The sequence below is a fragment of the Pseudokineococcus lusitanus genome (assembly GCF_003751265.1).
GTDB lineage: Bacteria > Actinomycetota > Actinomycetes > Actinomycetales > Quadrisphaeraceae > Pseudokineococcus > Pseudokineococcus lusitanus.
In genome coordinates, this window is sequence record NZ_RJKN01000003.1 from 56,664 (window position 1) to 69,960 (window position 13,297).

Here is a 13,297-nt window from a genome sequence, read left to right on the forward strand (position 1 = left end):
CTGCCGGCCCCCGTCCCCGTCCGGCGCACCGCCCTCCCCGCGGCCCTCTCCCGGGCCCCGCAGCGCACCACCCGAGGAGCCCCGTGACCACCACCGCCCCCCAGCCCGGCCGCACCCGCGCCGCCGGCGCCGCCGGCTCGGCCCGCACCGCCCGTCGCTGGGCCCGCTGGGCGGCCCAGGCCGCCGTCCCCGGCCGGGTCCGGACGACGTCGGGGCCGAGCGACCACGTCGTCGTCGTGGGCGCCGGGCTCGCCGGCCTGTCCGCGGCGATGCACCTCGCGGGCGCGGGCCGCCGCGTCACCGTGCTCGAGCGCGAGGCGGTCGTCGGCGGGCGCGCCGGCCGGCTCGAGCTGCAGGGGCCCACGGGCACCTACCGCTTCGACCCGGGCCCCACCGTCCTCACGATGCCGGACCTCATCGCCGACTGCTTCGACGCGCTCGGCGAGGAGATGAGCGACCGCATCACGCTCGACCCCGTCTCGCCGCTCTACCGGGCGCAGTACGCGGACGGCACGAGCCTCGACGTCCACGCGGACGCCGGCGAGATGGCGGCGGAGGTCGAGCGCGTGTGCGGCCCCGCCGAGGCCCGCGGCTACCTGCGCTACGTCGACTACGTCTCGAAGCTCTACCGCGCCGAGATGAAGAGCTTCATCGACACGAACATCGACACGCCCCTGGACCTCGTCGGCCCGGACCTCGCCCGCCTGGCCGCCCTCGGCGGCTTCGGCAGAATGGCGCCGCGGGTGGAGCGCTACCTCAAGGACCCGCGCACGCAGCGCGCCTTCTCCTTCCAGGCCCTCTACGCGGGCATGTCGCCCTACGACGCCCTCGCGCTCTACGCCGTCATCGCCTACATGGACTCCGTCGCCGGCGTCTTCTTCCCCCGCGGCGGCGTGGCGGCCGTGCCGGAGGCCATGGCCGCGGCGCTGCGCGACCACGGGGTCGACGTCCGCACCTCCACCGAGGTGACGACGGTCGAGCACTCCGGCGGCCGGGCCTCGGCGGTCGTCACGGCCGACGGCGAGCGGATCGCCTGCGACGCGCTCGTCCTCAACCCGGACCTGCCCGTGGCCTTCCGCGAGCTGCTCGGCACGGAGCGGCGCTCGTCGCGGCGGATGACGTACTCGCCGTCGTGCTACCTGCTGCTGGCCGGCTCGACGAAGGCCTACCCCGGGACCGCGCACCACACGATCTCCTTCGGCCACGCGTGGGAGGAGGTCTTCGCCGAGCTGACGAGCGGTCGGCTCATGAGCGACCCCAGCGTGCTGATCTCCACGCCGTCGGTCTCCGACCCCACGGCCGCGCCCGAGGGACGGCACACGTACTACGTGCTCTTCCCGACGCCCAACCTCCAGAGCGCGCCCGACCTCGACTGGGAGCGCACCGCCCCGCACTACCGCGAGCACGTCATGCGCACGCTCGAGGCTCGCGGCTTCCCCGGCTTCGCGGACGGCATCGAGGTCGAGGACGTGACGACTCCGCTCGACTGGCAGCGCCGCGGGATGGAGGCGGGCGCGCCCTTCGCGGCGTCGCACGCCTTCAGCCAGACCGGGCCGTTCCGGCCGGGCAACATCTGGGGCGAGAACGTCGTGCTCACCGGCTCGGGCACGCAGCCCGGGGTGGGCGTGCCGATGGTGCTCGTGTCCGGCCGCCTGGCCGCCGAGCGCATCACCGGCAAGGTGCCCGGTTACCGCTCGCGGGCCTACCGGTGAGCGGCGCCCTGCCGGACCGGTACCGCGTCGGCGAGCGGTCGCTCGACGCGGCGGGCATCACCGACCCCGCGCTCCGCGCCGACCTGCAGGAGTGCCGCCGGCTGCACGCGCTCCACGGCCGCACGTACTACCTCGCGACGGCGCTGCTGCCCCCGGCCAAGCGGCCGTGGGTGTGGGCGCTGTACGGCTTCGCCCGCTACGCCGACGAGTTCGTCGACAGCCTCACCGCGCCCGACCCGGACGCCCTCGTCCGCTTCGAGGAAGAGTTCTGGCGCGGGCTCGACGGCGCCCGCGCCGGCGGGACGGCCCCGGACGCCGTGAGCCGGGCCATGGCGCTGACGATGGAGCGCTGGGACATCCCCCGCGAGCACGTGCGCGCCTTCCTCGCGTCGATGCGGATGGACATCACCGAGACCGGCTACGCGACGTGGGACGACCTCGTCGGGTACATGCACGGCTCCGCCGCCGTCATCGGCCTGCAGATGCTCCCCGTCCTCGAGCCGCTGCCGGGGCTCGAGGAGGAGGCCGCCGCGTGCGCCCGGACCCTCGGCGAGGCCTTCCAGATGTCCAACTTCATCAGGGACGTCGGCGAGGACCTCGACCGCGGCCGCGTGTACCTCCCCCAGGAGGACCTCGACGCGTGCGGCGTCGACCGCGACGAGCTGCGGCGCTGCCGCCGCACGGGGGCGCTGACCCCCGGGGTCCGGACGCTCCTGGAGCTCGAGGTGGCGCGCACCCGTGAGCTCTACGCCCGCGCCCGGCCGGGCATCGGCATGCTCCACCCGACGAGCCGCGACGCCATCGCCTGCGCCGACCGGCTGTACGGCGGCATCCTCGACGCCGTCGAGGAGGCGGACCTCCACGTCCTGCACCGGCGCGTGTCCGTCCCGCTCCCCCGCCGGCTCGGCGTGGCGCTGCCCGCCCTGGCCCGGGCCCGCGCCGCGCGGGCCGACGAGCGCTCCTGGCGACGGCCCGTCGCCGTCTAGGCCCCGTCCCCGACGACGACGGCCGGTCGCCCCCGCGGGGGCGACCGGCCGTCGTCGTCGGGGACGTGGGTCGGTGGGTCAGAAGGCGAGCGCCTGCGCCCGGCGGCGCACCTCGGTCGTGCGGTGCTCGGCCCGCAGCGCCTCGACCGGCGTGCCCGGCAGCGTGGGGTCCGGCGTGAACAGCCACCGGAGGGCCTCCGCGTCGCTGCAGCCGGCGTCCGCGAGGACGACCGCCGTGCCCCGCAGGCGGCGGAGCGGCTCGGGCAGCACGAGCGCCGTCGGCACGCAGTCGCGGCGGGGCTTGCCCCGGCGGACGGCGACGAGGTCCCGGTCCGCCACGAGACGCCGCACCTGCGACGGCGCGAGGCCGAGGGCCGTGCCGACCTCCTCGAGCGTCATCCACGCGTCGACGAGTTGCTCGAGCTCGGCCATGACCGCGGACGGGTCCAGGGGGTCGGGCAGGGTCGCGGGACGACCGTCGTCGGTGGGCTGGGGGCTGCGTGCGTCGACCACGGCGCCAGCCTGCCACGCACCGGTCGCCGCTTCCCGGCACGCCGGCCCGCCCTCTCCGCACCGACGCCGGGAACCCGTCACCCGGGCGTCCGAATTCCACCGGTGCAACTCGTGGACCTGGACATCTCCTGTTGTACGTTCCGTCACAACAGCATCACGATGCTCTGCGGCACCACCTGTCACAGCCGTCGCAGGCCGCCCGGTGCCCGCCCCCCACCTCCTGAGGACGCCATGACGACGCCCCACGCCCCGGCCCTGCGCGACGACGCGCCCCCCGCCCCGCGTGCCCGCCGGCGCGCGCACCTCTCGCTGGCCCTCGCGGCCGCCCTCGGCGCGACCGGGCTCGTCCCGGCCGCCGCGGCGCCCGCCCCGGAGCGCCCCGCCGAGGACCCGCTGGAGCGCCGGGCCGACGCGACCGCCCCGCGGGCCACGCCGTCCGACGAGGTCCAGCTCGGCGCCCCGCTCGCCGTCGTCGCGGCCGCCACCGGCGGCACGTACACCGTCCGCCGCGGCGACACCGTCTCGGCCATCGCCGCCCGCACCGGCGTCAGCCAGCGCACCATCGCCCGCGCCAACGGCCTCGACGCCGCCGGCTCCATCCGCGAGGGCCAGGTCCTGCGCCTGACCGGCACCACCACCGGCAGCAACACCCCCGCGCCCTCGGGCGGGGGCGGCAGCACCTACACCGTCCGCCGCGGCGACACCGTCTCGGCCATCGCCGCCCGCACCGGCGTCAGCCAGCGCACCATCGCCCGCGCCAACGGCCTCGACGCCGCCGGCTCCATCCGCGAGGGCCAGGTCCTCCGCCTGACCGGCACCACCACCGGCAGCAGCGCCCCCGCGCCCTCCGGCGGGGGCGGCGGCTCCTACACCGTCCGCCCGGGCGACAGCCTCAGCACCGTCGCCGCGCGCGAGGGCACGACGGTCGCGGCGCTGCGCCAGGTCAACCCCGGCGTGGGCGCCGACGGCCTCATCCGGGTCGGCCAGCGTCTCTCGGTGCCGGGCGGCACCGCCGCGCCGGCTCCGGCGTCGTCCGACCCGGTGGCGTCCACCTTCCTGGGCCGCTCGTACCCCGGCGCGACGACGCAGGCGGCGACGGCCAACCGCGACGCCCTGCGCGCCCGCTCCGTCCCGAGCCGCGACGCGATGCGGGCGCTCGTGCGCGACACCGCCTCCCGCTACGGCGTCGACCCGTCGCTGGCCCAGGCGGTGGCCTTCCAGGAGTCCGGCTTCGACATGCGCGCCGTCTCCCCCGCCAACGCGGTCGGCGTCATGCAGGTCATCCCGAGCTCCGGCGCGTGGGCGGCCGACCTCTCCGGGCAGAGCATCGACCTGCTCGACCCGCAGGACAACGTCACCGCGGGCGTCGTCATCCTGCGCCAGCTGCTGCGGAGCGCCCCCGACACGTCGACGGCGATCGCCGGGTACTACCAGGGCCTCGGCTCCGTGCGCAGCCGCGGGATGTTCTCGGACACGCGGCGCTACGTCGCCAACGTCCAGACCCTCCAGGCGCAGTACCGCTGACGCCGCCGACCCCGCTGGTCCCCCCGGTGGCAGCGCGCCCGCCCCGTCGTCGCGGGGCGGGCGCGCGCGCCCGTCTCCCTAGACTCCGCCCATGACCGACGACGCCCAGGGCGGGGCCGACGACCCGCTCGTCGGGGTCGCCGTCGACGGGCGCTACGAGGTGGTGCGCCGGGTCGCGCGCGGCGGGATGGCGACCGTCTACCTCGCCCGGGACGTCCGGCTCGACCGCGAGGTCGCGCTGAAGGTCATGCACCCGCACCTCGCGCACGACCCGCAGTTCGTCGAGCGCTTCCACCGGGAGGCCGTCTCGGCGGCGCGCGTGTCGCACCCCGGCGTCGTCGGCGTCTTCGACCAGGGCCGCGACGACGCCGTGGGCGGCGGCGTCGTCTACCTCGTCATGGAGCACGTGCCCGGCCGCACGCTCCGGGACCTCGTGGCCGCCGGCCCCGTGACGACGGGCACGGCCCTCGCCGTCCTCCAGCCGGTCCTCGAGGCCCTCGAGGCCGCGCACCGCGCCGGCGTCGTCCACCGCGACGTCAAGCCGGAGAACGTCCTGCTCACCGACGACGGCCGCGTCAAGGTCGCCGACTTCGGGCTCGCCCGCGCCGCCAGCGCCCACACGTCGACGAGCGGGATGCTCATGGGCACCGTGGCGTACCTCCCGCCCGAGGTGACGCTCTCCGGCCGGGCCGACGCCCGCAGCGACGTCTACTCCGCGGGCGTCACGCTCTTCGAGCTCCTCACCGGCCGGCAGCCCTTCACCGGCGAGGTCCCCTTCCACGTCGCGCACCAGCACGTCACGCAGGACGTGCCCGTGCCGAGCGACGTCGTCACGACCGTGCCCACCGAGGTCGACGACCTCGTCCTCTGGATGACCGCGCGCGACCCCGAGGACCGCCCGGCCGACGCGGGCGAGCTCGTCGCCGCCGTCCGCGCCCTGCGTCGCGAGCTGCCCCACGAGGTCCTCGACGCCGCCCCCCACGTCGTCGGGCCCGCCGCCGCCCCGCCCACCGGGGTCCGCGCGACGACGGCGCTGCCCGCCCGCCACGAGCACGCGCTGGCCGTGCCGGTCGGCGCCGCCGAGGGCGAGCTGCCCGACGGCGGCGGGGCACCGCCCACGACGCCGACGACGGCCCTGCCCGGCCGCGCACCCCGCCGCGCCGGCACGGGCACGGCGCCCCGGCCCGTGGCCGCGGCCGTCCCCGCCCCGCCGCCGGCGCGCCGGCGCCGCGGCCGCCGCCTCGCGCTGGTGCTCGTGCCGCTGCTCCTGCTCGGCGGGGCGGCGGGCACGGCCGGCTGGTGGTTCCTCGCCGGCCCGGGCGCGCCGGTCCCCGTGCCCGTCGTCGCGGACCTGCCGCGGGCCGAGGCCGAGGCGGCCCTCGCCGACGCCGGGCTCGGCGCCGACGTCTCCGAGCGGTTCGACGACGAGACGCCCGAGGGCGTCGTCGTCGACAGCCTGCCCGTGGCGGGCGACGACGTCCGGCCCGGCGAGGTGGTGCGGCTCTTCGTCTCCCGCGGGTCGGAGACCGCGCTGGTCCCCACGCTCGTCGGCACCCCGCTCGACGACGCCCGCGCCGCGGTCGAGGCGCTCGGGCTCACGCTCGCCGAGGACGGCAGCGAGTACGACGAGGAGGTCCCCGAGGGCGCGGTGCTCGGCCAGCAGCCGGCGGCCGGCGAGGAGCTCCGGCGCGGCGACGAGGTGACCGTGGTCGTGTCCGACGGCCGCGAGCCCGTCGACGTGCCGTTCCTCGTGGGGCGCCCGCGCTCCGACGTCGTCGGCGACCTGCAGCAGCGCGGCCTCGAGGTCGAGGTGACCGAGCGCTTCGACGACGTGGCGCCCGAGGACGTCGTCGTCGAGCAGGACCCGGAGGACGGCACGCTGTTCCGCGGCGACACCGTCCAGCTCGTCGTCTCGCTCGGCCCGGAGACGGCCACCGTCCCCGACGTCGTCGGCCGCCAGGTGGGCGACGCCCGCGCCGCCCTCGAGGACGCGGGCTTCGTGGTCCAGGAGGAGACCGTGCTGGGCGGGTTCTTCGGGACGGTGCGCGACCAGAGCGTCGAGGGCGGCACCGAGGCCGAGGTCGGCTCGACGGTCACCCTCACCGTCGTCTGAGCGCGGGACGGCCGGCGACGACGCCCGGGGCCTTGCGCCGCCGACCGGCGGGCGCGGACGATGCCCGCGTGCTGGCCCTCGGACTCGTGCTCGCCGCCGCCGCGGCCGCGCTCCACGTCGTGATCTTCTACCTCGAGAGCTTCGCCTGGGAGAGCGCGCGGGCGCGGGCGGTCTTCCGCACCGGGAGCGTGGCGGACGCCCGCGCCACGAAGTTCTCCGCCTACAACCAGGGCTTCTACAACCTCTTCCTGGCCGTCCTCGTGATCCTCGGGCTGCTCGTGACGGCGGCCGGCGGGCGCACGGCGGGACTGACGCTCGTCCTCGCCGGGACGGGCTGCATGCTCGCCGCCGCGACCGTCCTCCTGCTGTCCTCGCGCCCGCACCGGGGCGCCGCGCTGCGCCAGGGCACGCTGCCGCTGCTGGCCGTGCTGCTCGTGGCGCTGGGGGCGGCCACCGGGTGACCGGGCGGGTGCCTCAGCCGCGGCCGGGCTCCTCCTCCTCCTGGTAGGAGTAGCGCTCCTGCCGCCAGCAGTCGCCGACGGCGTGGTAGCCCCGCTCCTCCCAGAAGCCGCGCTTGACCTCCGTGACGTACTCCCAGCCCCGGAACCACTTGGGGCCCTTCCAGGAGTAGAGGTGCGGCAGCACGAGCCGCACGGGGTGGCCGTGCTCGGGGGTGAGCGGCTCGCCGCCACGGTGGGTGGCCAGCAGCGTGCGCGGCGACGTGAGGTCCTCGAGGCGCACCGTCGCCGAGTACCCGTACTCGGCGTAGACGAGGGCGCCGACGACGTCGTCGGCCGGCGGGTAGGCCTCCACGAGCGTGCGCGTCGCCACGCCGGACCACTCGTTGTCGAGGACCGACCAGCGGGCGGCGCAGTGGAGGTCGGCGCGCACGCTCGTGCGCGGCAGGGCCTCGAAGGCCGCCATGTCGAGGTCGTGGCGCTCGCCGTCGCGGGTGGCTCCCTCGACGGTGAGGCGCCAGCGCTCGGGGCGGTGCCGGGGCACGCGGCCGTAGTGCATGACGGGCAGGTCGGGCAGGGCCTGCTGGCCCGGCGGCAACGTCCGCGGGCTCCGGTAGGGGGCGAGCGGCCCCGTGAGGTCGTGCGGCGCCCGCTGCCCGCCGTGGCCGTCCCCGTGCGCGGCCGGGGGCCCCCCTCCCCCGTCCGTCACGCCGTCCGCCCCCCGTCGGGGGCGAGGAGGCCCGCGAGGACCTCGGCGGCCCGGCCCACGTCCGCGTCGTCGACGTCGAGGTGGGTGACGAGCCGGAGCACGCGCGGCCCGAGGGCCGACACGCGGACGCCGGCCGCGGCGGCCGCGGCGGCGAGGCCGGGGGCGTCGTCGACGTCGAGGACGACGATGTTCGAGCGCACGACGGCGGGGTCCACGCACCCGGGCCGCGCCTGCGCGCACGCCTCGGCGAGACGCCGCGCGCGGGCGTGGTCCTCGGCGAGCCGGTCGACGTGGTGGTCGAGCGCGTGGAGGCCGGCGGCGGCGAGGACGCCGGTCTGGCGCATGCCGCCGCCCATCCGCTTGCGGAGGGTGCGGGCCCGCGCCATGCGCTCGGCGCTCCCGACGAGGACCGAGCCGACGGGCGCCCCGAGCCCCTTCGACAGGCAGACCGAGACGGTGTCGGCGACGGCGCCGTAACCGGCGAGGCCCGCGAGGCCGAGGCCGTCCGCGACCGCGGCGTTCCACAGCCGCGCGCCGTCGAGGTGGACGGCCACGCCGGCGGCGCGGGTCTGCTCACGCAGCTCCTGCAGCACCGGGAGCGGCGTCACGGTGCCGCCGCCGAAGTTGTGCGTGTTCTCGACCGCCACCGCCGCGGTGGAGACGAGGTAGGGCCCGGCGTCCGGCGTCATCATCGCCGTGACGGCGTCGACGTCGACGAGGCCCACGGGGCCGCCGTCCCGCTGGGACGGCCACGTGCGCGTCGTCACGCCGGCGAGCGCGGCGTGGGCGCCCAGCTCGGCCCGGACGACGTGGGCGAGGCTGTCGCACAGCAGCTCCTGGCCGGGGGCCACGAGCGTCGCGACGCCGAGGACGTTGCCCATCGACCCGGTGGGCACGAACAGGCCCGCCTCGTGGCCGAGCAGGTCCGCGACGCGGCGCTCGAGGGCGGCGGTCGTCGTGTCCTCGCCGTAGACGTCGTCGCCGACGACCGCCTCGGCGATCGCCCGCCGCATGGCGGCGGTGGGCCGGGTGACGGTGTCCGAGCGCAGGTCGACGGGGTCGTCGCCGGCGCGGGGGGCCCGCCCCGACGTCGCGGGGGCGGGCGCCGGGGGCGCGGTGGTGGTGCTCACGCGCTCACCGGCCCCGCAGCATGTCCGCCGCGAGGAAGGCCAGCTCGAGGGACTGCTGGTGGTTGAGGCGCGGGTCGCACAGCGTCTCGTAGCGCGTGGCCAGCGCGGCGTCGTCGATGTCCTCGACGCCGCCGAGGACCTCCGTGACGTCGTCGCCCGTCAGCTCGATGTGGAGGCCGCCCGGCACCGTGCCGAGGCCGCGGTGCACCTCGAAGAAGCCGCGGACCTCGTCGACGACCTCGTCGAAGCGGCGCGTCTTGTAGCCCGACGGCGAGGTGAAGGTGTTGCCGTGCATGGGGTCGCAGATCCACAAGGGAGTCCGGCCAGCTGCCCGCACGGCCTCGACGAGGGGCGGCAGGGCGTCCCGGATCGTCCCGGCGCCCATGCGGGTGACGAACGTCAGGCGCCCCGGCTCGCCCTCGGGGTCGAGCCGGTCGGCGAGGGCGAGCGCCTGCTCGGGCGTCGTCGTCGGGCCGAGCTTGACGCCGATGGGGTTGCGGACCCGCGCGAGGAGGTCGACGTGCGCGCCGTCGAGCTGGCGCGTGCGCTCCCCGATCCACAGGAAGTGCGCCGAGACGTCGTACGGCAGCTGCGTCCGCGAGTCGATCCGGGTGAGCGCCCGCTCGTAGTCGAGCAGCAGCGCCTCGTGGCTCGCGAACATCTCCGTCGCGCGCAGCGCGTCGAAGTCGGCGCCGCACGCGGCCATGAAGGCCATCGCGCGGTCGATCTCGCCGGCGAGCTCGCCGTAGCGCGACGTCGCGGTGCTGCCGACGAAGCCGCGGTTCCACTCGTGCACCTGGCGGAGGTCCGCGAAGCCGCCCGTCGTGAAGGCGCGGATGAGGTTCAGCGTGCTCGCGGCCGTGTGGTACGCCTGCACGAGCCGCTGCGGGTCGGGCGTGCGCGCCTCGGGCGTGAAGGCGAAGCCGTTGACGGCGTCCCCGCGGTAGGCGGGCAGGGTCACGCCCTCGCGGGTCTCGTCGTCGCTGCTGCGCGGCTTGGCGAACTGGCCCGCCATCCGCCCCATCTTCACGACGGGCAGGCTCGCGCCGTAGGTGAGGACGACGGCCATCTGCAGCACCGTCTTGACCCGGCGGCGGATGGCGTCGGCGGTGGCGTCGGCGAAGGTCTCCGCGCAGTCGCCGCCCTGGAGGAGGAAGGCCTTCCCCTGCGCGGCCTCGGCGAGGCGGTCCCGCAGCCGGTCGACCTCGCCGGCGAAGACCAGCGGCGGCAGCGCGGACAGCTGGGCGGTGGCGGCCTCGAGCGCGGCGCCGTCCGGCCACGACGGCTGCTGCACGCGCGGCAGGGAGCGGTACGCGTCGAGACCGGCGTCGGCGGGCGTGGACGCGGTCCCCGGCGGGACGGCTCCGGCGGCAGGGCGGGCGGCGGCGGGCGCGGTGCTCACGGCCGTCAGGGTAGGTGCCACGGCGACCCGTCCAGACCACCGGTCCGTCGGGTGGGACCGGCGCCGCGGAGGCCCCGCCCCGCCCCCGCCGCCGGGCCCCGGGGCGGTCCGGGCCGCTCCGTCAGCCGAGCGCTCCTGCGGCCCACAGCATCCCGCGCTCGACGAGCGTGCGGACGGGCGGCTGCCGCAGGACGTCGGGGTCGTGCCCCGGGGTGGCCACGAACACGCGGCCCGCGCCCCACCGCCGCGTCCACACGGCCGGCGACGTGACCGGCCGGTGCCACGGGTCGCCGGGGCGCACCGCCTGCGTCGTCGTGGCGAGGACGTCGCAGTAGCCGTCCGCCAGGACCCAGTACTGCTCCGTGACGAGGTCGAAGTCGCCCAGGCCCGCGGTGACGGGGTGGTCGGCGGCCGCGGGCGTCATCTCGACCCGGTACGGCACGTAGTTGTCCTCCGGCCCGCCGACGTGCTCCTCCGCCGGGCGACCGGGGTGGCACGCGAACTGCCCGCCGACGAGGTGCAGGTAGTCCGCGGACGCGCGGTAGGAGTCGGCGATGCCGCCGTGCCAGCCCGCGAGGCCCGTGCCGGCCGCGACGGCCGCGCGGAGCCCGGCGACCTCGGCGTCCGTGGCGGTCGACATCGTCACGCACTGGACGACGAGGTCCAGGCCCGCCATGGCGTCCGCGTCGGCGTAGACGGCGGGGCCCTCCTCGACCCGGACGTCGAAGCCGTGCTCCCGCAGGTGCGGGAGGAAGAGCTCGGTCGCGGCGACGGGGTGGTGCCCCTCCCAGCCGCCGCGGACGACGAGGGCGCGCCGCTCAGCCACGGGTCACCGCCCGGCCGACGTGCCCGGGAGCCGGGGCGGCGAGGTCGAGCAGCCCGTCGACGGCGGACGGCGGCGCGCCGGCCGTCCGGGTGGTCACGCCGCCGCCGCCCGCGGCCGCCTCCTCGAGCGACACCGTGACGTCGAGGACGTGCTCGGCCACCTCGCCGGAGGCGCGGTGCGGCGTCCCGGCGGCCGCCGCGAGCGCCATCTCCGCCAGCCCGTACCCGCGGCCCGCGCCGACGAGGCCGGCGAGCGGGCCGACGTCCTCCCAGTGCTGGCCGCGCAGCGGCACCGCGGACGCCGGCGCCAGCTCGACCCGGCCGTCGAAGTGGTTGGGGTCGGGGACCTGGAGCGAGCCCTCCGTGCCGTGCACCTCGACGGGCGGCAGCCGGGACGACCACGTGTCGAAGCTCATGACGAGCGTCGTCAGCGCGCCCGAGACGTGCTCGAGGACGCCGGTGACGTACGTGTCGACCTCGACGGGCAGCGTCGTGCCCGCGCGGGGGCCGTCGGCGATGGTGCGCGTGGCCCGCGGCCGGGCCGAGGCGCCGACGACGCGCGCCACCGGTCCCAGCAGGTGGACGAGGGTGGAGAGGTAGTACGGGCCCATGTCGCGCAGCGGGCCGCCGCCGGCGGCGTAGTGGAAGTCGGGGTCCGGGTGCCAGCGCTCGTGGCCGGGGGTCGTCATGACGACGGTCGCGCTGTGCGGGACGCCGATGCTCCCGGCCCCCACCACCGCGCGCGCGGTCTGCACGCCCGTGCCGAGCACCGTGTCGGGGGCGCAGCCGACCCGCACGCCCGCGGCGCCGGCGGCGCCGAGCACCCGCCGGGCGTCCTCCCGCGTCGTCGCGAGCGGCTTCTCGCCGTAGACGTGCTTGCCGGCGGCGATCGCGCGCAGCGCCACCTCGGCGTGCGCCGCGGGCGGGGTGAGGACGAGCACGACGTCGACGTCGTCCGCCGCGAGCATCTCGTCGAGGCCCACCGCGCGGGCCCCGGGGTGCTCGGCCGCGAGCGCCTCGCCGCGGCCGGGGACGCTGTCGACGACGGCCGCCAGCTCGAGCTGGGGCAGGCGCCGCAGGCACGCGGAGTACTGGCCGCTGATGAAGCCGGCGCCGACGAGGCCGACCCGCCACGGGGCGGCCAGGCCGCCGCTCACGGGGCCACCCGCCCGTTCCGCTCGAAGGCCTCGGCCGTGACGGGCATGAGCCCGCGCCAGACCTCCTCCATCACCTCGGCGCACATCTCGATCTCCCGCTGCGGGAAGGAGGGGAACGTGGAGCCCTCCCGCCGCGTGCGCAGCGAGAGGAAGTTCATGAGGGCCCGCGCGTTCATCGTCACGTACATCGACGAGTACGTCGTCACGGGCAGGACGACGCGCGCGACCTCCCGGGCCACGCCGGCGTCGAGCATGGCGCGGTAGGCCTCGTACGCGCGGGTGCTGGACGCGCGGACCTCCGCGTCCACGAGGGCGTGCTGCTCCGGCGTCCCCGCGGTGAAGCGGTAGGCGCCGGGCTTGCCCTCCTGGACGAGACGGCGCTCGGGGCCGGGCACGTAGAAGACGGGGCGCAGCTCGCGGTAGCGCCCGCTCTCCTCGTTGTAGGAGGCGATGCGGTGCCGCATGAACTCGCGGAACACGAAGATCGGCGCCTGGACGTAGAAGGTCATCGACGTGTGCTCGAACGGGCTGCCGTGGCGGTCCCGCATGAGGTAGTTGACGAGCCCGGCCGCGCGCGCCCGTGCCTTCTCGTCCACCGCCCCCGTCCCGAGGGCCCGCAGGTCGTCGAGGCTCGCCTCGCCGCGGGTGGACACCCGCGCGGCGAAGAGGACGTCGGCGTCGGACGCGCTGGAGCGCACCAGCTCGACGGTGACGTCGCTGCGGAAGACCGGCTCGGGCACGGCGGGGCCGCCGGCGCCGTCCGGCGCG

General features: G+C 77.2%; 12 protein-coding genes. 5 read left to right on the forward strand and 7 right to left on the reverse strand.

Going from position 1 to position 13,297, the window contains the following annotated elements; all coding sequences use genetic code 11:
• Positions 1-236 precede the first annotated feature (236 nt).
• Both crtI and EDC03_RS06230 read left to right on the forward strand, forming a co-directional pair.
• Positions 237-1,712 (forward strand): phytoene desaturase family protein, encoded by a 1,476-nt coding sequence (crtI, locus tag EDC03_RS06225; RefSeq protein ID WP_422393795.1) that lies wholly within the window; start codon positions 237-239, stop codon positions 1,710-1,712.
• The gene (locus tag EDC03_RS06230) at positions 1,709-2,698 is read left to right on the forward strand and encodes a phytoene/squalene synthase family protein (protein ID WP_199719998.1); all 990 of its coding nucleotides are present in this window, start codon (positions 1,709-1,711) and stop codon (positions 2,696-2,698) included. The genes crtI and EDC03_RS06230 overlap by 4 nt, the downstream gene beginning before the upstream one ends.
• A 78-nt stretch (positions 2,699-2,776) precedes the next feature.
• On the opposite strand, the gene EDC03_RS06235 is transcribed toward EDC03_RS06230, so the two are convergent.
• Complete coding sequence (locus EDC03_RS06235) at positions 2,777-3,130, reverse strand: Rv2175c family DNA-binding protein (protein ID WP_123379678.1); 354 nt, start codon at positions 3,128-3,130, stop codon at positions 2,777-2,779.
• Positions 3,131-3,442: 312 nt separating this feature from the next.
• Here EDC03_RS06235 and EDC03_RS06240 point away from each other — a divergent pair, with 312 nt between their 5' ends.
• From EDC03_RS06240 to EDC03_RS06250, 3 genes are all read left to right on the forward strand, one after another.
• The gene (locus EDC03_RS06240; RefSeq protein ID WP_123379374.1) at positions 3,443-4,735 is read left to right on the forward strand and encodes a lytic transglycosylase; all 1,293 of its coding nucleotides are present in this window, start codon (positions 3,443-3,445) and stop codon (positions 4,733-4,735) included.
• 91 nt (positions 4,736-4,826) lie between these two features.
• On the forward strand, positions 4,827-6,848 hold the full coding sequence (gene pknB / locus EDC03_RS06245; RefSeq protein ID WP_123379375.1) for a Stk1 family PASTA domain-containing Ser/Thr kinase: 2,022 nt from the start codon (positions 4,827-4,829) through the stop codon (positions 6,846-6,848).
• A gap of 68 nt (positions 6,849-6,916) precedes the next feature.
• Positions 6,917-7,309, forward strand: a complete 393-nt coding sequence (locus EDC03_RS06250) for a DUF1304 domain-containing protein (protein ID WP_123379376.1) — start codon at positions 6,917-6,919, stop codon at positions 7,307-7,309.
• A gap of 13 nt (positions 7,310-7,322) precedes the next feature.
• On the opposite strand, the gene EDC03_RS06255 is transcribed toward EDC03_RS06250, so the two are convergent.
• The 6 genes from EDC03_RS06255 to thyX all read right to left on the reverse strand — a co-directional run bounded on the left by EDC03_RS06255 (position 7,323) and on the right by thyX (position 13,269).
• Positions 7,323-8,015: a molybdopterin-dependent oxidoreductase gene (locus EDC03_RS06255; RefSeq protein WP_241967062.1), complete on the reverse strand. Its 693-nt coding sequence runs from the start codon at positions 8,013-8,015 to the stop codon at positions 7,323-7,325.
• Complete coding sequence (locus tag EDC03_RS06260) at positions 8,012-9,028, reverse strand: threonine aldolase family protein (protein ID WP_123379680.1); 1,017 nt, start codon at positions 9,026-9,028, stop codon at positions 8,012-8,014. Before EDC03_RS06260 ends, EDC03_RS06255 begins: the two co-directional genes overlap by 4 nt.
• 121 nt (positions 9,029-9,149) lie before the next feature.
• Positions 9,150-10,556 carry a class II 3-deoxy-7-phosphoheptulonate synthase gene (locus EDC03_RS06265; RefSeq protein ID WP_422393796.1) on the reverse strand — a complete coding sequence of 469 codons (1,407 nt, stop codon included), beginning with the start codon at positions 10,554-10,556 and terminating at the stop codon, positions 9,150-9,152.
• Positions 10,557-10,668: 112 nt separating this feature from the next.
• The gene (locus tag EDC03_RS06270; RefSeq protein ID WP_123379378.1) at positions 10,669-11,373 is read right to left on the reverse strand and encodes a ThuA domain-containing protein; all 705 of its coding nucleotides are present in this window, start codon (positions 11,371-11,373) and stop codon (positions 10,669-10,671) included.
• Entirely contained in the window at positions 11,366-12,529 is a 1,164-nt protein-coding gene (locus EDC03_RS06275) for a Gfo/Idh/MocA family protein (RefSeq protein WP_199720000.1), read from the reverse strand. Before EDC03_RS06275 ends, EDC03_RS06270 begins: the two co-directional genes overlap by 8 nt.
• The gene (thyX, locus tag EDC03_RS06280) at positions 12,526-13,269 is read right to left on the reverse strand and encodes an FAD-dependent thymidylate synthase (protein WP_123379682.1); all 744 of its coding nucleotides are present in this window, start codon (positions 13,267-13,269) and stop codon (positions 12,526-12,528) included. The genes EDC03_RS06275 and thyX overlap by 4 nt, the downstream gene beginning before the upstream one ends.
• Between the last annotated feature and the right edge of the window lie 28 nt (positions 13,270-13,297).

Excerpts from the sequence above, each read along its gene's own strand:
- EDC03_RS06235 (WP_123379678.1), bottom strand. The coding sequence starts at position 3,130 with ATGGCCGAGCTCGAGCAACTCGTCGACGCGTGGATGACGCTCGAGGAG.
- EDC03_RS06240 (WP_123379374.1), top strand. The coding sequence starts at position 3,443 with ATGACGACGCCCCACGCCCCGGCCCTGCGCGACGACGCGCCCCCCGCC.
- pknB (WP_123379375.1), top strand. The coding sequence starts at position 4,827 with ATGACCGACGACGCCCAGGGCGGGGCCGACGACCCGCTCGTCGGGGTC.
- EDC03_RS06260 (WP_123379680.1), bottom strand. The coding sequence starts at position 9,028 with ATGCGGCGGGCGATCGCCGAGGCGGTCGTCGGCGACGACGTCTACGGC.